Genomic DNA, 21,470 nt, shown 5'->3' on the forward strand with positions numbered 1-21,470 from the left:
CAGGCCAAGCCGGCACAGGCTCTACCCCGCCACATGGTCATCAGGCAAGAGAAACCCAGTCAAAGCTGTTAGTTTTTATTCAGAGCTGTTGCAACAGCCTGCACCAGTTCCTTTCGTCTGAAAGGTTTGGCCAGATAAGAGGCTCCCTCAACACCACCTGGCAGACTTGCGCTCTCAGATGTCAGCTCACCCGACATATACACCACAGCCAGCCCCGGATGCTGCCCGGAGAGAACCTGTGACAGAGCAAGACCATCAAACGGTGCCGGAAGCTGGATATCGGTAATCAGCAGATCGAGCTTCTCCTGCTGTGTTGCAATTTCTATCGCCTGCTTACCATCTTCGGCCTCAAGAACTTCATGGCCTGCCATCTGCATAATTGTGACAACGATATCACGAATGGCGGCATCATCCTCAACAACAAGAACACGGGCCTGGCAGGCTTCAGTTTTTACCGCCGTGTCTGCAACCAAAACTTTTGTCTCTTCAAGCTTACAGGTTGTTGCAGCACAAGGCAGCCAGAGTGATACAACCGTACCATGGCCTGTACCGGTCTCAACCATCACACGACCGTTTACCTGCTGTGAAAAGGCCAGAACCATTGGCATCCCCAGGCCAGTCCCGGCTCCCTCCCCTTTGGTAGTAAAAAACGGCTCAAACAAACGATGCAGCACGTCGTCTGTCATACCGCTGCCTGTGTCTGTCACATCAAGACGAACCCAGTTACCGGCAGGCAGCGGCGTCGGGTCTGACACCACCCGTCGGTGGCGACCCTCCTCAAGTGGCAAGCTCATCAGATCTGTGTTCATAGCAAACACGACATTACGGGCTTCGATTTTGAGCTTACCGCCCTTTGTCATGGCATCACGCGCATTGATGGCCAGATTCAACACAGCACTTTCAAGCTGGGCAGGATCAGCTCTGACAGGCCAGACACCAGCCACATCACAACATTCAACCATGATATGAGAGCCGATAACACGGGCCAGCAACCCGTTAAGAAAAGAGAACAAATCCGAAAACATAAGGGAATCCGGCTTCGTGGTCTGCCGGCGCATAAAGCTTAATAACTGTCCGGTCAGTGCCTCTGAGCGACGGGCGGCATGGGTAGCTGCAAAAATATACTCCTGACGACGTGCAATATCTTCAGGTCCTTCATAATCTGTAACCAGTTCAAGATTACCCAGAATAACCGTAAGAAGGTTTTTAAAATCATGAGCAATGCCTGCTGTGAGCTGCCCGAGGGCTCGCAGTTTCTGCGCTTCACCCAGTGCACGCTCACTACGCAGACGCAGGCTGATATCTGCAATTGTCAGCACAAAACCATGGCGCGATGCGGCACCATCTGCCGCGAAAAAAAACGTACGACACACCTCAAGGTCAGCACCATCGGGGCCTTTACACTCTGTAAGGACGGGCGGAACATCCTCACCTCGGTCGAGAAAGGGCTTAATATGGCCAAAAGGCTCAAGAAAAGACATGTTGCCGGCGACCAGCACAGCATTCAGCTCATCATAATGCAGCCCCAGCTTCAGAAAATCTTTCTTAAGCCCGAGGATCAGAGACAGCTGTTCGTTCCAGTGCCACAGGCGCCCGTCAGCACCAAACACAGCCATGCCCAGGCTCAGGCTGTCGAGCGTTGCACGCAGACGAAGTGCCAGGTCACGTGATGAGGCCTCAGCCCTGGCTGCGACAAGTGAAGAACGGTCAAGAACCCACCCAGCAGCAATAAGACTGAGCACACCAGTCAGAACACCCAGCAGCAACAAACGCCGCTGCCAGCCCGTGTTACGCAGCATATCTGCCACACGCCCTGCCTGATTAAGGGTACTGACCCGACTGAGAACTGACAGATTTTCATCAAGAGCGGAAAGAAGGCTCTCACCCCCCTGAGGCATTTCTGTAACACCTGAGGGCCAGGCCGCAATAGCCTGCAAATTTTGCCCTACCATATTGAGTGATTCAATACGATTAGCGCCGACACGCTCCTGAACCGACCTGAAAGAGCTATAATCAGATAAAGCGTTTTCGAGCTCACCAATTGCTTTGCTGTAGCAACTGGCATCATCAGGCTTATTCCGGGCAAGCCAGGCATAATAGCAAATACGCGCACGGCTCGTCGCACGGTGCAACGTGCGCAGATAACTGCCCGCCGTTGTGCTCTGGCGGTCAATATTCCCCCGGCGGGCCATCTCGTTACCAAGCTCGATACTCATAGTACCAAAGGTAACAATTAACAAACCTGCACCAATCAGTGCCAGAATATGAGCTCGTCTCGCCGGATGCCGCGCCATAATTTATCGGCTCTTTCTCATTGGTGTCATACCATCATGTGTTAGATAAAATGCATCAGAGATACAGATTTCTGCTTATACCTGATCTTTCTGTGCATCTGGCCGAAAAAAACTAATCACCAGCATAACCACGGTGCCAAACAGCATACAGCAGGCCATTGGCAAAGCCGAAACCGCAGAAAACTGCCCCAGAACAACACCAGCCAGAGCACCCAGCACATACTGCATTGTACCTGCAAGCGCCGTTGCTGCTCCGGCAAGAGCTGCATGGTCAGCCAGTGCTCCCATCATTGCATTAGGATAAATAATGCCGGTTGGTGCCAGGGTCAGCAGCATAGCACCGATAATAAACAGCACAGAATATGGCCGTATCTGAGGGGATGCGTAATACTGGGTCCAGATCACGACAGCAACCAGAAGAGCCGCACCAGCCACCGCAATTTTAATTGCAATGCCTAACAGTTTGCCAGCATCAATGCGCCCGACCAGCATACCATTAACCTGTGAGGCACCAATCATAAACACTGAGAAAAAGCCAAAAAGCATCGAAAACTGCAATGGCGTAAAGCCATACATTTTAATGAACACAAAAGAGGCAGCAGTCAGGTAACTGAACTGCATAAAAGTCGAAAAGCCGGTAATCCATGCATGTGAACTAAACGGACGATTACCCAGCAACATGGCATAACGCCCAAGCAGCGTCTCGACTGACAGCGTATTGCGACGCACTGGCGGAAGTGTTTCAGGCAGCAGAGTAAGAACGAAAAAAACCGAAAAAGCACCGTAAGCGGCCGAAGCCCAGAAAATAACCCGCCAGGAGGTTACCGCCACAACCAGCCCCCCCAGCATGGGAGCCAGAATAGGCACAACCCCCATGACCATAACCAGCCGTGACATCATTTTTGCTCCGGCATTACGATCTGGCACCACATCTCTGACGCAGGCGGTTGGAATAACCAGACTGGCAGAAGCTCCGACAGATGCGACAAAACGCGCAACAGAAAAAGTCACAATATCAGTTGCAAACGCACAGACAGCCGAAGCCAGAGCATAAATAAAGCAACCAATCAGCAGGGGACCTCTGCGGCCAAACCGGTCAGAAAGCGGGCCAACACTGAGCTGCCCAATGGCAAGACCGACAAACCAGATGGAGAGTGTAAGCTGCACGTTGCCTGCACTTGTGTGCAACGTCTGCTGCATAGCGGGGAAAGCAGGCAGATAAATGTCTGTTGAAATCGGGCCAACAGCCGTCAGAAACCCCAGCAGCAACACCAGCCAGCCAGGTATTTTTTCACCAAATGGATGACCTGTCGCCGTTTTTTGTGATGTGGAAGCAGAAGCCATACGGCACTCCAGAAATTAACAAAAATTTGCAATTACAAACAAGGCAACTGAAAGCATTACACTATGCTTTCCTGATATTTTTTAAGTAAAACAAACCGTCAGCACCTGATTATAGCCTCTCATCGCGAGGAAAGACTTCTTTTTCAGGTGAAACCAGCCTGCCCAGACGCGAGCCACGCCACAACCATACACCTAGCACAGCAGACAAAACGAATAACCCGCCTCCGGCGACAGCCTGCCATGCGGCATCAAAACGAACACCAGCACCAAGTAAAACAGCAACCAGATTCTGAGGCAGCCCCCCAAGAGCTGTCGCCCCCAGAAAAGGGAAAAACCTCATACCTGAGACGCCACCAAAAATATTCAGCAACAATGAGGATCCTACAGGCAAAAGGCGCAGAGTAAGCACACTCAGAAAAGGCTCCTGCCTTACAAGCACATCAATGCGGCTAAAATACTGCCCCATTTTTTCCCGCGCCCATCCAGGCGCTGCCAGGCGTGACCAGTAAAAACCAGCGGCACACCCGGCACACGAAGCTATAGTTGTCAGCCAGATACCCTCGGCCGGCCCGTAGGCCAGGCCTGCAGCAAAACCAGCAATATGCCGGGGCAGACCAAACGCACACCACAAGGTTGCACCACATATAAAGAGGCACCGCCCTCTGAATCCGTGCCGCAAAAGCTCTGTGCTGCTAAAGATATGATCAAAACCTGGCAGATGGCGCAGCATCACAGCGCCCGCCGCCAGCAAACCAAGCATAATAACGGGACGCAGAACTTTTGTAACGGACTGCATGAAGGTGGGCGAAACAAACGTCATGCACCGGCGCTAGCATTTTCTTGCAGGAACCCGCAAGCAGGGTTTAAACCCTTCAAACAGATATCATCCTGATGACACAAAGGCTGCCATGTCCTCTTCTCCGCTCCGTTCTGCCGATATGGCCCCCCATCATCGCCGGTTAATTTCTGGCTGGCTCTTTGTTCTGAGCTTTATGATTCTGGGGATGATAGCCATTGGCGGCATAACCCGCCTGACTGGTTCGGGCCTGTCAATTATGGACTGGCAGCCTGTCAGCGGTTTTATTCCACCTCTGTCGCATGCCGAGTGGGAGAGGCTTTTTGCACTCTATCAGACCATTCCCCAATATCATCTTCAGCATGAAGGATTTGGTCTGGCTGGTTTTCAGAAAATTTTCTGGGCTGAGTGGATTCACCGTTTCTGGGGCCGCCTGATGGGCCTGGTACTCATTCTGCCACTCAGCTTGTTTATCTATAAAAAAATGATCACCCGGGCTCTGGGTATCAGGCTTTTTATCTTTTTCATTCTGGGTGGTCTTCAGGGTGGTATTGGCTGGGTTATGGTGGCCTCAGGCTTTCGCCCTGGCAGCACAGCTGTCGAACCTGTTAAGCTGGTGCTGCACCTGAGTGCTGCTCTGATTTTATATGTCGCTATTCTCTGGACAGCATTTTCTGTCCGCTGGCCTGCCCCTGCTGCTGAAACTTCAGCTGAGCCCTCAGCTCCTGCACGGCTGGCAAGTGTAATGCTGAAATTTGGGATGGGACTGATTTGCCTGACCATTATTGCCGGTGGCTTTACAGCAGGTACACATGCAGGCTTTGCCTATAATACCTTCCCACTAATGGAGGGGCACCTTATACCCACAACCTATTCTGCATTAAGCCCGATGTGGATGAACTGGATTGCCAACACCGCAGCTGTGCAGTTTGACCACCGGCTGCTGGCAACTCTGACCGCACTGACAATTTTATCAACCCTGGCCATCGGGCTCAAAGCATTTCGCGTGGGGAGTCGCACCCATAATGGTATGATGCTACTGGGGTGGGCTGTGCTGATACAATATGCCCTTGGCGTGACGACATTGCTGCTGGTGGTGCCTGTATGGGCCGGGGCTGTGCACCAGACCTTTGCCGCAGTTCTGCTCGGGGTTATGCTCTTTGTGCTGCATAGCCTGCGCGACAGACAGGCTCTCTCGGGCTAACGTTCAGGGGGGCCTCACCTCGCCAGACCGATACAGCCAGAAGGCACAGGCCAGCACCCTCATATTTACCTGCTACCTGGCCATCGTGTATCGAACAGAGACAGCACATAAAAGCAGGGAGCATTCCTCTTGGATAAGCAGACGTCTGACCTGACCTCTCTCCTTGAAAATGCTCTGACAGTCAGGCAAAATCTTTCTTTTTACAGAACTCGCGTCAGAGAGATCTCCCGGCATTGCGACCAGCAGGAAGCCTCACATAACAAGAGAATAAACGATCTTCAGGCTGAAATTCAGAGCCTGCACCAGCAGGCGGAGGCCTCACGCCATGCACTGGCGAGCCTGAAGGCCTCATCATCATGGCGGCTGACAGCACCACTCAGAGTAATAGCCCGACTGGCACATAAGGGGCTGACCTTTGCAAAGCTTCTCGCGACAGGCCGCTTTGCTGACATCCGCACTCCGTTAAAAAAGGCAGGGGTAACACGTCCCTCCGTTAAAGATTGCGCATATACTCCAGGCGCTATCCTCATTCTTTCCCGACCGGATGATACATCCGGCATGGCACGCGCACTTAGTGCCGCTCTGACGGCTGCTGGCTTTAAAGCTGAGACTATCAGCTCCATGCCAGATATCTGCACAGCACAGTTCTGCTTTGTCATTGACCCGCAAAAGTTTGAGGAACTTCCTCCCGCTACCCGCCGGATATGTGTGCAGCCAGCATTTACACCAGGTTCGCTGCCTGAGAACTATGTAGCAATGTTAAAAGACTCACGGGCCGTACTGGCAGAATCACAGCAGGAGATAGAAGCTCTTGCACAGCAGGGCATTACCTACCCCTCAGTATTTTATGTGCCAGAACCCGGTAGTGAAGGTGATTTTCACTTTTTTCTCTGTCGCCTGATGATGGCTCTGGGAGCAACAGATTTCTCAGCCCTCTATGATCAATGCGCGCAGCATGAAATAAAAACTCAGCTTATTGCACTCAGCCTGCCCGAAACCTTTGAACGCCATGAATTATTAAAAAGCAAAACCTCTGCCGCGCTGGTGTTTCCTGGTCTGCGTGCCACACCGGGGTGGGTCGGGGCTGCCTGCAGCTTTAAATACCTTGCCAAAAAACTACTTGAGGCCGGGGTCGAACAGGCTCTTATTTTTGAAGATGATGCTGAGTTTACAGAAGGGATGAACCCCGAAGATATTCTCAGCTTTGCTCTGAAAATCCGCCAGGAGCATTGCAGGTGGGATGTCTTTTCGGCCTTCATCTCTGACCTGCACCCTGACGCCACCATCTCCTCAGTGTTTGAGGCAGACGGACGGCAATGTGTTCTGCTTAACCGCATGGTCGGCATGGTGTGCAATGTCTATTCACGCAATGCACTGACACTGATCGCAGAGTGGGATGAAACAAACCCTGATGTCGGACACAACACGATTGACCGTTACCTTGAAGCACATGATGACCTGAAAATCGTCACGACCTGCCCCTTTCTTGTCGGACATAATGAGGAAATGACCTCATCTTTATGGCACGTAAAAAACAGCACTATGAACCATGCCTTCACGACAAGCACGAACCTGTTATTCGAGAAAATCTGGCAGTTCAGAACAGAGAAAGCTCTTAAACAGGGTAAAGAATAACTCTCACTTCAATATAATCACGCTGCTTTTACATCATTTCGCGCCAGAAACTGAGTTGCCTTCGGCTCATCATGCCTATATGGTCACCCGCATGAATTCCGTCCCTTTCGCCGCTGACCTGATGTGGTGTGCCATAATGGCGCAGGCGAAACGCGCGACTCTGACTTCGGACCTCCTCCTACGACTTATCTGCCCCTGAGCGGTCACAGCGGCCTCGTGCCGTCACGCTTAGGGGATAGTGAACTGTAGCCTGCTTTCCGAACTCAGAATCCGTTTACAAGGACATTTCTCATGTCATTCGATCACCCCTCTTTCGGCAAAATAGACGCAAGCCGCGTCATCATCTTCGACACCACCCTGCGTGATGGCGAGCAGTCTCCCGGGTTCTCAATGAACCTGGCTGAAAAACTGCGTATGGCTGAAGCTCTGGCCACACTGGGTGTGGATGTTATTGAAGCAGGCTTTCCGGTCGCCTCAAAAGGGGACTTCGAATCCGTTAATCAGATCGCCCGACACACGAAAGGGTCTGTCATCTGCGCCCTGGCCCGCACAGGTGGAGCAAAAGATATTGCCGCCGCAGGTGAGGCACTGGCTCAGGCTGAACGCAAACGTATCCACAACTTTATCTCCACCTCTCCGCTGCATATGAAATATAAACTGCGGATGGAGCCGGAAACTGTTCTGGAGCTGATTACCACCGGTAATACAGCAGCCCGTAACCTGACAGACGACGTTGAATGGTCAGCCGAAGACGGCTCCCGCACAGACCCTGACTTTCTGTGTCGCTGTGTTGAAGCTGCTATTAAAGCCGGTGCCACAACTATCAACATCCCCGACACCGTAGGCTATGCTACGCCGGAAGACATGCTGCGTATTTTTTCTATGCTGCGTGAGCGCGTACCCGGTGCTGATCAGGTAATTTTCTCAGCTCATAACCATAATGACCTTGGCCTGGCCGTTGCTAACACACTGGCCAGTGTCGAAGGTGGCGCACGCCAGATCGAATGCACTATTAATGGCATTGGTGAACGTGCCGGCAATGCCGCTCTTGAAGAAATCGTTATGGCATTGCGCACCCGCAACGACCAGTACCCGTTCACAACGGGCATCAACACACCTGACCTGCTGAAGGTGTCACGTATGCTGGCAACCATTACCAGCTTTGACGTGCAGCCGAATAAAGCCATTGTTGGCCGTAATGCCTTTGCTCATGAGAGCGGCATCCATCAGGATGGGGTGCTGAAAAATGCCGCAACCTATGAAATCATGACCCCTGAAAGCGTTGGCTGGACCCGCTCATCACTGGTCATGGGCAAGCACTCAGGGCGTGCAGCCTTCCGTGATAAGCTGAAAAGCCTGGGTTACGATGGCCTGGATGATGCCAAGCTGAACGATGCTTTCTCACGCTTTAAAGACCTCGCAGACCGAAAAAAAGCAGTCTACGATGAAGACATCATCGCTCTGGTAGACGACGAAGTACGTGACCATGCACATATTCGTTTTGAACATCTGAAACTTGCCTCTGTCTCTGGTCAGCCTTCTGACGCTGAGCTGACGCTTAATGTTGAAGGCAAGGTCATCACAAGCCAGGCAATTGGCAACGGTCCGGTTGATGCCGCGTTTAATGCACTTCAGGCTGCATTTCCACACGATGCCAGGCTGGCGCTGTTCTCAGTCGCTGCTGTAACTGAAGGAACAGATGCTCAGGCCCGTACGTCAGTCAGACTTGAAGAAGACGGAAAAATGGTTGATGGCCAGGGCGCTGATGCAGACACGGTTGTCTCTGCCGTGCGGGCCTACGTTCATGCACTGAACAAATTACTGATCAAACGTGACCGTACGGAGCCAGAAGCACTTACAGTCTGAGCTGATTATACCGGGGGCGAAGCCCTCTCCCCCGGTATAGAAAACAATTGTTAATGTTTTTTCGTAATGTTTCTTGCCGAAAAGGTCTTGTGCCTCAGGTGCTGCATAGGTAATCCCTCCTTCATATGAATTAATCTGATCCATGCAGAGAAAAAGGCCTCACTACTCTGCTGTTACGATCACATAGTGCGGCCCTTAAACCAGGAGTCCTGGATGTTATCTCGTCTGCTAGGTCTCATGTCCGCTGACATGGCAATTGACCTGGGTACTGCTAACACTCTTGTCTATGTTAAAGGGCGCGGCATCGTTCTTAATGAACCGTCAGTCGTTGCGATTACCGAAATTAAAGGCAAAAAGCAGGTCCTGGCGGTCGGGGAAGAAGCAAAGCTGATGGTTGGCCGTACACCGGGCAATATTACTGCTATTCGCCCGATGCGCGACGGTGTTATCGCCGACTTTGATGTTGCTGAAGAAATGATCAAACATTTCATTCGCAAAGTGCATAATCGCCGGGCCTTTACCAGCCCGCAGATTATCGTTTGCGTACCCTCAGGAGCAACAGCCGTTGAGCGCCGCGCCATTCAGGAGAGTGCCGAAAGTGCTGGTGCACGCCGTGTATTCCTGATCGAAGAGCCTATGGCTGCAGCTATCGGGGCCGGCCTGCCTGTGACAGAGCCCTCAGGCAGCATGATTGTCGATATTGGCGGCGGCACAACCGAGGTTGCTGTTATCTCGCTGGGTGGCATCGTTTATGCCCGCTCTGTACGCGTTGGTGGCGACAAAATGGATGACGCCATTATCTCCTACATCCGGCGCACACATAATCTGCTTATTGGTGAGAGTTCTGCCGAGCGCATTAAAATAAAACTGGGGTCAGCCATGATGCCCGACGACCCGGATGACCAGGGCCCCTGGCTTGATGTCAAAGGGCGTGACCTGATTAACGGCGTCCCCCGCGAGGTACAGGTCTCTCAGGCACAGATTGCTGAAAGCCTGATGGAGCCGATCAGCCAGATCATTGATGCTGTGAATACAGCACTTGAAAACACCCCTCCTGAACTGGCAGCGGATATTGTCGACAAAGGTATTGTGCTGACCGGGGGCGGTGCTCTGCTTTACCGTCTGAGCGATGTGCTGCGTCTGTCAACCGGTCTGCCTGTCACAGTTGGCGAAGACCCTCTCTCATGTGTTGCTCTGGGCACCGGGCGCGCACTGGAAGAAATGAAACGCCTCCAGAATGTGCTGACATCGATGTACTAATTACTATAGTATCGTCGGGGAGTTCTGTTGAAACAAGATTCTCTGACGATTAATACTATTCTCTTCGGCCTGCGTGACAGAAAGGATGTATCGTAAACCATGAGACAGAGGAGACTTCCCCTCCTGCGTGTCTGCACTTTACGATACAGTGGGGCTGTATAACCGTGATTCCTGTCTCCATTCAGCTCCGCCAGGCCCTGAACAGGCTTACGCTCCCCGCACTCATTCTTCTTTCTGCCGGTATTATAATTGCCGGTCAGGCTGATCGCAAAAGAAGCGAGAAGGTACGTATGTGTGTGGCCGATGCTCTGGCCCCAGTGTGGTCGGTTGTGACCGCAGCGGAAGAGCGCGCCATTGCTGTCACATCGGCCTTACATGAAGCCAGCCATCTCGCCTCGGAAAATACCCGCCTCAGAACAGAGAATGAGAATTTACGCCGGTGGTATGATGTCGCAGTCTCTCTGACCAGAGAAAACGATTCACTCAAAACGGCCCTGCACTGGATTCCCGAAGACGCTCCAACCTTTGTCACGGGACGAGTCGTTGCAGATAGCGGCAGTATTTATGCGCGTGCTGTCCTGCTGATTGCGGGAGCAGACAGTGGTGTAAAAGCAGGCAATATTGCTCTCGCAGCTAACGGGCTGGCAGGGCGTGTAACAGAAACCGGCGCTCATTCAGCCCGTGTATTGCTGATTACCGATATTTCAAGCCGCCTGCCGGTACTGCTTGAATCAAGCCATGCCCCTGCCATAATGGCAGGCGATAACTCCCCTATGCCCAAACTCATGTATTATGCGCAGGACATACACCCGCTGGAAGGAGAGCGTGTCGTCACAGGCGACCAGGCTGGTGCTTTTCCCGCAGGCCTGCCTGTTGGTACAGTCCATTATATTATGCCGGGACGACCTGTCGTTATACCCTACGCAAAGCTTGATCATCTTGTTTTGCTACGCATTTTTAATTTTGGTCAGGCTCAGGTTGAAGCTCCCGATGCACCAGGTCACGTACCACTGGCACCGTCGCATAAAACTCAGGAGCCTCCGTTTACTAAGCTTTTTAACCAGGGATAAGGGCATAATACACTCATGAAGCCCGATTCCTCCCGGAACTCCTGGGAAGCAGAAATTCAGCCTCATCAGACCATCTGGAGCAGGCTGGACCACGGTGCACGGCGATTGCTGCCAGGTATTCTCTGCTTTTTCATCATTATTATCTGCGCGGCACCTCTGCCTGTGCCTGGCATTACTGAAATTCTGCCTGCGTTTATGATCACAACTGTTTTTTTCTGGTCAGCGTGGCACCCCTCTTCTATGACGAGCCCGGTGGTTTTTTTACTTGGCCTTTCTATGGACTTTGTCAATTTCACCCCGCTGGGGGTTAGTGCGCTGCTCCTTTTACTTGTTCATAGTGTCGCTTTTTATTCACGTTTTGGCATTACACGCCTGCCTTTTCTGCTATCATGGCTTATATTCGCTTTTATTGCCCTCGGTGTCTGCCTGCTACAATGGAGCTTTGCCTGCCTGTTCAGACTACACATCCTGACACTGTCCCCGGCTTTATTCGAAGCGACATTGTGCGTTGGTTTCTACCCTGCTCTCTCGGTTCTGTTCTCCTGGGTTATCCAGAAGTTCAACGACCGGGAAGATATCTGATGCAGAAAGATGGTGCATCATGAGGTTCAAACGCCGTAAGCGCGATATAAAGCGCCTTATGCCTGCCAAAACTCAGAAAGACCCCTCACGCGGTATTTTTACGCGCAGGGCCTTGCTGATTATGGCCCTGCAAACTGGCGCTCTGGGGCTTCTGGCCCGAAAACTTTATGGCCTGCAGGTTGAAAATGGCGATAAATATGCACGCATGGCTGCAAGCAACCGGGTTAGCAAACGCTACCTGGCACCACCGCGAGGCCATATTGTCGATCGCTATAACGTAGCGCTTGCCAGTAATAAGGAAAACTGGCGCGCCCTTCTGCTGCCCGAAGAAACGACAGATGTGAACGGCACGATTGAGCGGTTTTCAACTATCATTCCACTTGATGAGCATGACCGTGCCCGCATTTTGCGCGAAATGCGCCATAAACGTCGTTTTGTCCCGGTTATGCTGCGAGACTTTCTCTCATGGGATGAGATGGCCCGCATTGAGCTTAATGCGCCCTCGCTCCCTGGTGTTCTGATCGATGTCGGCACACGGCGCGTCTACCCTGAAGGTGAGTCTCTGGCCCATATTATCGGCTATGTTGCGCCCCCCAACGAGCGCGATGTCGCACGGTCAGCCCTGCTGGCTCTGCCTGGTATGCGTGTCGGGCGTGCTGGTATTGAACAAAGCCAGGACACAACACTCTGCGGCACAGCAGGCTCTGTCGAAATGGAGGTTAACTCAGTCGGCAGGGTTATCTCTGAGCTGAACCGGGCTGAAGGTACATCAGGGACGAAAATTGGCCTGACAATCGACAGCGTGCTGCAGCATGCAGTTCTTGGTCGCATTGGTGATCAGACTGCCTCTGCCGTTGTCATGAATTGCCGCAATGGTGAGGTGCTGGCAATGGCCAGCACACCTTCTTTCGACCCCTCACTCTTCGATAGTGGTGTCAGTCACACACAATGGCTTGAATGGATCAACAACGAACGAACCCCTCTGATCAATAAAGCAGTTGCCGGTGTGTACCCTCCGGGCTCAACTTTTAAGCCTGCGGTTGCCATGGCAGGCCTGAAGGCTGGTCTCATTTCTCCTTCCGACCGGGTCTTCTGCCCTGGTCATCTGGACGTAGGCGGCACGCGCTTTCACTGCTGGTCACGATGGGGGCATGGGTCACTTGACCTGCACCAGGCCCTTAAATTTTCCTGCGACGTGTATTTTTATGAGATGGCACGCCGCATCGGCATGGACCATATTGCAGAAACCGCCCACAGCTTCGGCTTAGGCACTCCGCTTGATATTGAGCTGCCACATACCCGCACCGGCCTCATCCCGACCCCGACCTGGCGACAGGCACACCACCACCACTGGAATGGCGGCGATACCATTGTCAGTGGGATTGGCCAGGGATTTGTGCAGGTGACCCCCCTGCAACTGGCAACCTATACCTCGCGCCTGGCAACAGGGCGGGCTGTGCAACCCCACCTTGTACGCTCTCTGAATGACGAAACCGGCCCTCAGGCAACGGCCGAACACTGGCCGGAACTTGATATGCCCGCTGCCGGGCTGGCTGCGCTGCGTAGTGGCATGTTTGCCGTGGTGAATGAACCCCATGGCACAGCCCCCAAAGCAAAACTGACTATTCCGGGTGTTATGATGGCCGGCAAAACCGGCTCGGCTCAGGTCAGACGCGTATCGCGGGCGCTGCGTGAAAGCGGACACTTCAACTCGGCCAATCTGCCGTGGGAATACAGGCCACATGCCCTGTTTATCTGCTTTGCACCCTACGATAATCCACAATATGCAGTCTCGGTCGTTATTGAGCACGGTAACGCAGGTGCAGAAGCCGCGGCCCCGCTGGCACGCGATATCATGACTGACACACTTCTGCGCGACCCGGCAAACCACATCACACCACCACCTGAGCGTGTTGCTGACGCATCAGACACACAATAGACTATGAAATTTCACAAACGTCTGCTGCGCGCCGAACCGAGCTTTCGGCTTTTATCCAAACTCTGGCGTATCAGCTGGCTTTACGTTCTGCTGATCTGCACACTTGCTGCTGCAGGATATATCACACTTTACTCTGCTGCCGGCGGAGCCCCTTACCCGTTTGCAGCACCTCAGGCCGCACGTTTTGCTGTGGGATTGGTGATGATGATCACCATTGCCATGCTGCCACCCAAAGTGCTGATACGCGCCGCGTGGCCTCTTTATATTTTTTCTGTTGCTCTGCTGGCAGCTGTTTTGCACATGGGACATGTTGGCAAGGGGGCTGAACGCTGGCTTATTATTGGCGGCGTACAGGTTCAGCCCTCTGAATATGCAAAAATAGCTCTGGTGCTTGTTCTGGCTGCATGGTTCCATCGTCTGAACCACAGGCAGATGGGCAACCCACTCTGGCTGCTGCCCCCGGCCTTTATTGTTCTGCTGCCTGTTGTGCTGGTACTTAAAGAGCCCAACCTCGGCACAGCAACAATTATTGGTGGTATCGGGGCAGCTCTTTTCTTCGCTGCGGGCATGAGGCTATGGCAGATTGTGTTGCTTATACTCCCCGTCCCTTATCTGATTAAAGTTGCCTACAGTCACCTGCATGACTATCAGCGCGCCCGGATTACCACCTTTCTTAACCCCGAAAGCGACCCCCTTGGGGCAGGTTATAATATTATCCAGTCAAAAATTGCGCTGGGATCAGGCGGCATGTGGGGACAGGGTTACCTCAAAGGCTCTCAGGGGCAGCTTAACTTTCTGCCTGAAAAACAGACTGACTTCATCTTCACCATGATCGCGGAAGAATGGGGTTATGCCGGTGCATTAACAGTTATCAGCCTGCTGCTTATCATTATCCTTGGCGGTATGCTCATGGCCATACGCAGTCGCAACCGCTTTGGCCGCCTTGTCGCACTGGGGATCAGCGTCAACTTCTTTCTCTATTGCCTGGTCAACCTCTCAATGGTCATGGGAGCGATCCCTGTTGGTGGTGTTCCCCTGCCTCTTGTGTCTTACGGTGGTTCAGCAATGCTCAACGTTATGATGGGTTTTGGCCTGCTACTCTCAACATGGGTGCATCGTGATTCCCGCTTTGGAGAAAGCGAGCCTGACTAAAAACCAGGCCGGTCCCCTGCCACACAAGAAGACCTGTATATCTGTAAACAGATTACTCACTGAGAGTAAGCAATCTTTAACGGCTGCTAAAACCAGAGAAAAATATATCCCTTTTATCACACCGATGTGATAAAAACCCCCGACTGCCGTGGTAAGAAATAAGATAACACCCCACCTTAAGGGCCAGCGATCTACCTCACGGCATAGTCTGATAAAGAATAATAATGCTGCACGGAAAATCTTGTAATATGCCAGAAACGTCCCCTGATTCTTCAGAGTCCTCTTTTACCGTAAAAAGTGCTGTCATTGGCATACTGGCGGCAACAGCCGGGCTTATGTCCGGGCTGGATATCGGTGTGATATCAGGAGCGCTTGATTTCGTCTCACGCGAATTTCATGCCTCGACCATGCAGCAGGAATGGATTGTCAGTGGCATGATGGCCGGTGCGGCTATCGGGGCTATTCTGGCAGGGTGGCTGGCCCGTATTACAGGCCGCAAATGGTCTCTTGTTATCGCCGGTATTATCTTCATATTCGGCTCTCTTGGATGCGCGGTGTCATGGTCAGTCATGAGCATGATTGTAAACCGTGGACTCATGGGGCTTGCCATCGGCATTGCAGCTTTTACCTCTCCCCTCTATCTCTCAGAAATTGCCAGTAAAGAAACACGCGGCGCCATGATCGCCACGTACCAGCTGATGATCACGGTTGGTATTCTGGTCGCTTTTATCAGTGATACATTATTCGCTTATCATGCGCAGTGGCGATGGATGTTTGGTGTTATTGTTATACCGGGCGTTTTATTTGTCATCGGCGTTCTTTTTCTTCCCTACAGCCCTCGCTGGCTGATGATGAAGGGGCGTAAAAAAGAAGCACACAGCGTGTTAGAAGACCTTCGCCCTGATTCACATGATACGGCCGCAGAAATCCGCTCAATTGAAGCACAGCTGACGTCAAGAAAAGGTGGTTTTTCTCTGCTGAAAAGCAACTCTAACTTTCGTCGCTCAGTTGCTCTGGGTGTGTTGCTTCAGGCCATGCAGCAGTTCGCCGGCATTAACGTCATTATGTACTATGCGCCCAAAATTTTTGCTCTGGCAGGCTTTGTCGGCGAATCTCAGATGTGGTGCACGGCTGTTGTCGGATTTGTTAATGTGCTTGCAACGCTGGCAGCCATTGGTCTTGTAGACCGCTGGGGCCGTAAGCCTATTCTGTACTGTGGCTTTGCCACCATGGTTTTCTCTCTGGCCGGCCTGTCATGGCTGAATATAACAGGCATGGAAACCCAGACCGCCAGCATAATGTGCGTATTCTTTGTGATGATCTTTATCAGCGCACACGCTATGTCCGCCGGGCCGCTCATGTGGGTGCTGTGCTCTGAAATTCAGCCCATGAAGGGGCGTGACCTCGGTATTACCATTTCAACACTCAGCAACTGGATCTCCAACATGATCGTCGGGCTGTCTTTCCTCAGCATTCTTAACGGGCTGGGCGGCGGCTGTACTTTTGCTCTGATGGCCGGGCTCAATGGTCTTTTTCTGCTCCTGACCTGGCTCTATGTCCCTGAAACGAATGATGTCTCTCTGGAGCAGATTGAGAAAAACCTGATGATGGGTAAAAAATTAAGAAATATAGGTCAGTAACCTATTTTACGCCGGGGGAAACCCCGGTAAAAAATTTAAAATATATATAAATATCAATATGTTATAATAACATTTTACAACCATACCCTTGACACATTCTGAACAAATTCTATATCGTCGCTAACGTGAAACGGTAGAATATTCATTTTATTCCTTATTAACGTTTCCCCAGCTGCAAAGCACCCCATCCCCCGACCCCGTTCAACGGGGTTCCTGCGCACATATTGTTTTTTAAAGACAGGATTCGCCAGAGTGATGACTCCCTATACTCCCCTGCGCCCATTTCTGGCCTCTGCTGTTGCTTTGCTTGCTCTGGCAGGATGTGAACGTAAAAGCACTCAGTCAGGGGCAATGCCGCCACAACGCGTTGATTACGTAACCATGCATACCCAGTCGGTGGTCATGACCACCAGCCTGCCTGGTCGTACTGATGCTTTTGAAATTGCACAGGTACGCCCTCAGGTAACCGGCATTATACAAAAACGCCTGTTTATTGAGGGGGCTGACGTTGTTGCTGGCCAGCAGCTTTATCAGATCGACCCCTCACGCTACCAGGCAGCCTACACCACAGCAAAAGGTCTCCTGGAAGAGGCAGAGGCAGCTGAAATCACAGCCCGCGCCAAGCTTGACCGTTACCGCAACCTGGTAAAAGACCACGCTGTCAGCCGGCAGGAATATGACGATGCTCTGGCCACTGAAAAAGAAGCTATGGGGCGTATTCTCAATGCAAAAGGTCAGGTTGAGAGCGCACAGGTCAACCTGAACTACACAAAAATGAATGCGCCCATTACAGGGCGTATCGGCCGTACGCTGATTACTGTTGGTGCGCTGGTTACTGCCAATCAGACCAACGACACAGCAACCATTACGCGCCTTGACCCGATTTATGTTGACGTGAATATGCCGGCCATCACACTGCTGCGCCTGAAGCGCGAGCTGGCTGAAGGCCGCCTGAAACGTCAGCCCGATGGCCGGGTGCCTGTCTCTCTCACCCTTGAGGATAATTCGGCTTACGAATTTAAAGGGCGCATGGCGCTGTCTGAGGTTAACGTCAATACCTCGACCTCCTCTGTTGTCATCCGTGCTATTATGCCTAACCCACAAAAGCTGCTCCTGCCGGGCATGTATGTTCATGCCCAGCTTGAAGAAGGTACAGACCCCAACAGCATTCTGGTCCCGCAAAAAGCTGTCAGCCATAACTCACATGGTGACCCTGAAGTCTGGGTTATCAAACAGGACGATACGGTTGAGCGTCGCAAAATTCAGACCAGTCAGGCTCTTGGTGACAACTGGCTTGTAACAGCCGGTCTGCAGGACGGAGACCGCGTTGTGGTAACAGGCCTGCAAAAAATCAAACCTGGCGGCCACGTTAAGCCGACTGAGGTTGCCTCAGCACAGCCAGAAACCACAGAAAACCTGAACAGAGGACACTGACCTCATGTCCCTGGCTCGTTTTTTTATTGACCGACCCGTCTTTGCATGGGTCATCAGCCTTATCATCATGTTGCTTGGTGGCCTGTCGCTTTTCCGGCTGCCTATTGCGCAGTATCCCAGCATTGCGCCGCCACAGATAGCCATTTCGGTCACTTACCCCGGTGCCTCTGCTGACACGGTAAACAACACAGTTGTACGCCCCATTCTTCAGCAGATGTTCGGCCTTGACCATCTGGAATATATTTCTGCACAGTCATATGCTTCCGGACAGATGGAAATTGACCTGTCTTTTGAGCAGGGCACAAGCCCTGATATTGCCCAGGTGCAGGTGCAAAACAAACTTCAGCTGGCGCAGCCAAAACTGCCGTCAGAAGTTACCGCTCAGGGGCTGAGCATCACCAAAGCTGTTAAAAACTTCATGATGGTGGTCAGCTTCATCTCGACTGACAACAGCATGAATGGCGGCGATATTGCCGACTACGTGGCCTCTAACATCTCAGATCCCCTCAGCCGTATCACAGGTGTGGGTGACCATACGCTGTTCGGCTCAGAATACGCCATGCGTATCTGGATGGACCCTGACAAGCTGTTCAATTACGGCCTGACTGTCACAGACGTACAAACTGCCATTCAGAACCAGAACCTTCAGGTCTCATCAGGTGAGCTGGGTGGCCTGCCGGCACGCAAAGGTATTCAGCTCGATGCCACCATTATCGGCCCGACCCGTCTGACAGACCCTGAGCAGTTTAAAAAGATTCTTCTGAAAGTGCAGCCTGATGGTTCACAGGTGCGCATCAAAGACATCGCCACTGTTGAGCTGGGCCCTCAGACCTACAACACTGACTCTTTCTACAATAACCATCCTGCCTCTGGTATGGCTCTTAAGCTGGCACCTGGTTCAAACCAGCTCTCCACCGAAGCTGCGGTTAAAGAGAAAATCAGTGAACTGGAAAAATTCTTCCCGCCAGGCCTGAAGACTGTTTATCCGCTCGATACGGCGCCCTTCATTGTTCTTTCGATCCAGGAAGTCGTCATTACCCTGCTTGAAGCTATTGGCCTGGTCTTTCTGGTCATGCTGATCTTCCTGCAAAATTTCCGGGCGACACTGATACCAACAATCGCTGTGCCGGTTGTTCTTCTGGGCACTTTTGGCCTGCTGAACATACTGGGCTACTCGATCAACACTCTGACCATGCTGGCCATGGTGCTGGCCGTTGGTCTGCTGGTCGATGACGCGATTGTTGTGGTTGAAAACGTTGAACGTGTGATGACAGAGAGCAAACTGTCACCCGTTGAGGCCTCAAAAGTTTCAATGGATGAAATCTCAGGCGCTCTTGTTGGTATCGTTCTGGTCCTGACAGCAGTCTTTCTGCCCATGGCAGCCTTCTCTGGCTCTGTCGGTGTCATTTACCGGCAGTTCTCAATCACCATTGTTTCTGCCATGTGGCTTTCAGTACTGGTCGCTATGGTGTTAACGCCGGCCTTGTGCGCAACTATGCTCAAAGCTGGCTCTCATGAAAAAACGACCGGTCTTGCCGGATGGTTTAACCGTAACTTTGAAAAGATGACCCGTGGGTACCTTCATGGTGTCAATTTTCTGGTCCGGCATCTGGCCCTGTCATTTCTCGGGCTCTTCCTCGTCACGGGCTGCGTTATCTTTCTCTTTTCAAAGTTGCCTGGCGGCTTCCTTCCTGATGAAGATCAGGGGCTGGTGTTCGGGCAGATTACAATGCCTGTTAACACCCCTATGGAAGAAACCACCCGTATCAACCATGAAGTCACAGATTATATTCTTAAAACCGAGGGAAACCTGGTTGAATCAGTCTATGCTGTGAATGGCTTTAACTTTGCAGGTCAGGGGCAAAGTGCCGGGGCATTCTTTATCCGTCTGAAAGACTGGGATTTGCGTACAAAACCCCAGGAAACCTCAACGGCTATTGCAAACCGCATCATGAATCATTTCTGGACCAATCCTAAGGCCCAGATCTTCGCTGTTAACCCTCCTGCTGTACTGGAACTGGGTAACGCTACCGGCTTTGACCTTGAGCTTGAAGACCGCGGCCACCTTGGACATGAGAAACTGCTTGCTGCACGTAACATGGTTCTGGGCATGGCCGCACAGGACAAGCGTCTGGCAGCTGTTCGCCCGAACGGTATGGAAGATGCATCTCAGTACAACCTCAATATTGACCGCGAAAAAGCTAATGCCCTTGGCATTACAATCGCCAGTATCAACAACACCATTCAGGGGGCACTGGGCTCGATCTATGTAAACCAGTTTCTGCGCAATGACCGCGTAAAGCAGGTTTATATTCAGGGTATTCCTGATGCCCGTATGCTGCCATATGATCTGAACAAATGGTATGTTCATAACGGCAACAGCACCTCAGCTGGCAGCAATAACGCCAGCAGTGTGGTCGTCAATGTCAACGACACAATGACACCGCTGAATGCCTTTATCTCAGCTAACTGGATTGTCGGCCCGCAAAAAGTTGAAAACTATAACGGTTTCAACTCATACGAAATACTTGGCCAGCCTGCACCAGGCTACAGCTCAGGTGATTCAATCGCTGCGATGCTCGACATCATGAAAAAGCTGCCTAAAGGAATCGGCTATGAGTGGACCGGCCTTTCATTTGAGCAGCTGGCCTCCGGCTCTTCAACCGGGCCGCTATATGCGCTGGCAGGCATTATCATTCTGCTCTGCCTTGCAGCATTGTATGAAAGCTGGGCTATTCCGTTTGCTGTTATTCTGGTTGTGCCTCTGGGTGTTCTGGGTGCTATTGCCGCAACCCTGTTCCGCGGCATGGATAACGACGTTTACTTCCAGGTCGGGCTTCTGACCACAGTCGGGCTGGCTGTTAAAAATGCCATTCTGATTGTCGAATTTGCTAAGGCTGCCTTTGAAAAAGGTGAAACCCTGGAAGAAGCAGTAAACACCGCGGCACGTGAGCGTCTGCGTCCTATCCTGATGACTTCTATCGCCTTTGTTGTCGGTGTTTTCCCGCTGGCCATTGCAACCGGTGCTGGTTCGGCCTCTCGTCTGGCCATTGGCACAGCCGTGGTGGGTGGGATGTCAACAGCGACATTACTGGCTGTCTATTTTGTTCCTGTTTTCTTCGTGGCTGTTCTGCGTCTTTTCCGGGTAAAACGCCTGAGTGAAAAGCAGGAGCATACCCAGGATTCACAGCCTTCTCATGGGGGGCACTAAACATATGCCGACTTTACTCTCCTCGTTCACCCCCCTGCGCCTG

At 52.0% G+C, this 21,470-nt stretch carries 14 protein-coding genes; 11 read left to right on the forward strand and 3 right to left on the reverse strand.

The annotated features are described in order from the left end of the window. Nucleotides 1-68: 68 nt before the first annotated feature. The 3 genes from HK25_RS05705 to HK25_RS05715 form a co-directional block, all read right to left on the reverse strand. Entirely contained in the window at nt 69-2,294 is a 2,226-nt protein-coding gene (locus tag HK25_RS05705) for a response regulator (RefSeq protein WP_086635595.1), read from the reverse strand. Nucleotides 2,295-2,369: 75 nt separating this feature from the next. Next, entirely contained in the window at nt 2,370-3,638 is a 1,269-nt protein-coding gene (locus HK25_RS05710) for a multidrug effflux MFS transporter (RefSeq protein WP_086553516.1), read from the reverse strand. A gap of 109 nt (nt 3,639-3,747) precedes the next feature. Further along, nucleotides 3,748-4,458, reverse strand: coding sequence for a TVP38/TMEM64 family protein (locus HK25_RS05715; protein ID WP_143216337.1), 711 nt, complete (start codon nt 4,456-4,458; stop codon nt 3,748-3,750). Nucleotides 4,459-4,576: 118 nt separating this feature from the next. Here HK25_RS05715 and HK25_RS05720 point away from each other — a divergent pair, with 118 nt between their 5' ends. The 11 genes from HK25_RS05720 (at nt 4,577) to HK25_RS05770 (ending at nt 21,427) form a co-directional block, all read left to right on the forward strand. Next, nucleotides 4,577-5,638: a COX15/CtaA family protein gene (locus HK25_RS05720; RefSeq protein ID WP_086635670.1), complete on the forward strand. Its 1,062-nt coding sequence runs from the start codon at nt 4,577-4,579 to the stop codon at nt 5,636-5,638. Nucleotides 5,639-5,767: 129 nt separating this feature from the next. Beyond that, nucleotides 5,768-7,273, forward strand: a complete 1,506-nt coding sequence (locus tag HK25_RS05725) for a hypothetical protein (RefSeq protein ID WP_086635596.1) — start codon at nt 5,768-5,770, stop codon at nt 7,271-7,273. Nucleotides 7,274-7,564: 291 nt separating this feature from the next. Then, entirely contained in the window at nt 7,565-9,139 is a 1,575-nt protein-coding gene (locus tag HK25_RS05730; RefSeq protein WP_086553518.1) for a 2-isopropylmalate synthase, read from the forward strand. A gap of 213 nt (nt 9,140-9,352) precedes the next feature. Beyond that, nucleotides 9,353-10,399: a rod shape-determining protein gene (locus HK25_RS05735; protein ID WP_086553519.1), complete on the forward strand. Its 1,047-nt coding sequence runs from the start codon at nt 9,353-9,355 to the stop codon at nt 10,397-10,399. A 164-nt stretch (nt 10,400-10,563) separates the two neighbouring features. After that, nucleotides 10,564-11,469 (forward strand): rod shape-determining protein MreC, encoded by a 906-nt coding sequence (mreC, locus tag HK25_RS05740; RefSeq protein WP_086635597.1) that lies wholly within the window; start codon nt 10,564-10,566, stop codon nt 11,467-11,469. A gap of 15 nt (nt 11,470-11,484) precedes the next feature. After that, nucleotides 11,485-12,051, forward strand: a complete 567-nt coding sequence (locus tag HK25_RS05745) for a rod shape-determining protein MreD (protein WP_086553521.1) — start codon at nt 11,485-11,487, stop codon at nt 12,049-12,051. Between the two features lie 19 nt (nt 12,052-12,070). Further along, nucleotides 12,071-13,990, forward strand: coding sequence for a penicillin-binding protein 2 (gene mrdA, locus HK25_RS05750; RefSeq protein ID WP_086553522.1), 1,920 nt, complete (start codon nt 12,071-12,073; stop codon nt 13,988-13,990). A 3-nt stretch (nt 13,991-13,993) separates the two neighbouring features. Beyond that, nucleotides 13,994-15,142 (forward strand): rod shape-determining protein RodA, encoded by a 1,149-nt coding sequence (rodA, locus tag HK25_RS05755; RefSeq protein WP_086635598.1) that lies wholly within the window; start codon nt 13,994-13,996, stop codon nt 15,140-15,142. Nucleotides 15,143-15,390: 248 nt separating this feature from the next. Then, nucleotides 15,391-16,782: a sugar porter family MFS transporter gene (locus HK25_RS05760; protein WP_086553575.1), complete on the forward strand. Its 1,392-nt coding sequence runs from the start codon at nt 15,391-15,393 to the stop codon at nt 16,780-16,782. A 255-nt stretch (nt 16,783-17,037) separates the two neighbouring features. Beyond that, nucleotides 17,038-18,216: an efflux RND transporter periplasmic adaptor subunit gene (locus tag HK25_RS05765; RefSeq protein ID WP_086635599.1), complete on the forward strand. Its 1,179-nt coding sequence runs from the start codon at nt 17,038-17,040 to the stop codon at nt 18,214-18,216. Between the two features lie 4 nt (nt 18,217-18,220). Continuing rightward, entirely contained in the window at nt 18,221-21,427 is a 3,207-nt protein-coding gene (locus HK25_RS05770) for an efflux RND transporter permease subunit (RefSeq protein WP_086635600.1), read from the forward strand. Nucleotides 21,428-21,470: the final 43 nt, after the last annotated feature.

The organism is Acetobacter sp. DsW_059 (genome assembly GCF_002153695.1).
In the GTDB taxonomy this organism is placed as follows: domain Bacteria; phylum Pseudomonadota; class Alphaproteobacteria; order Acetobacterales; family Acetobacteraceae; genus Acetobacter; species Acetobacter thailandicus.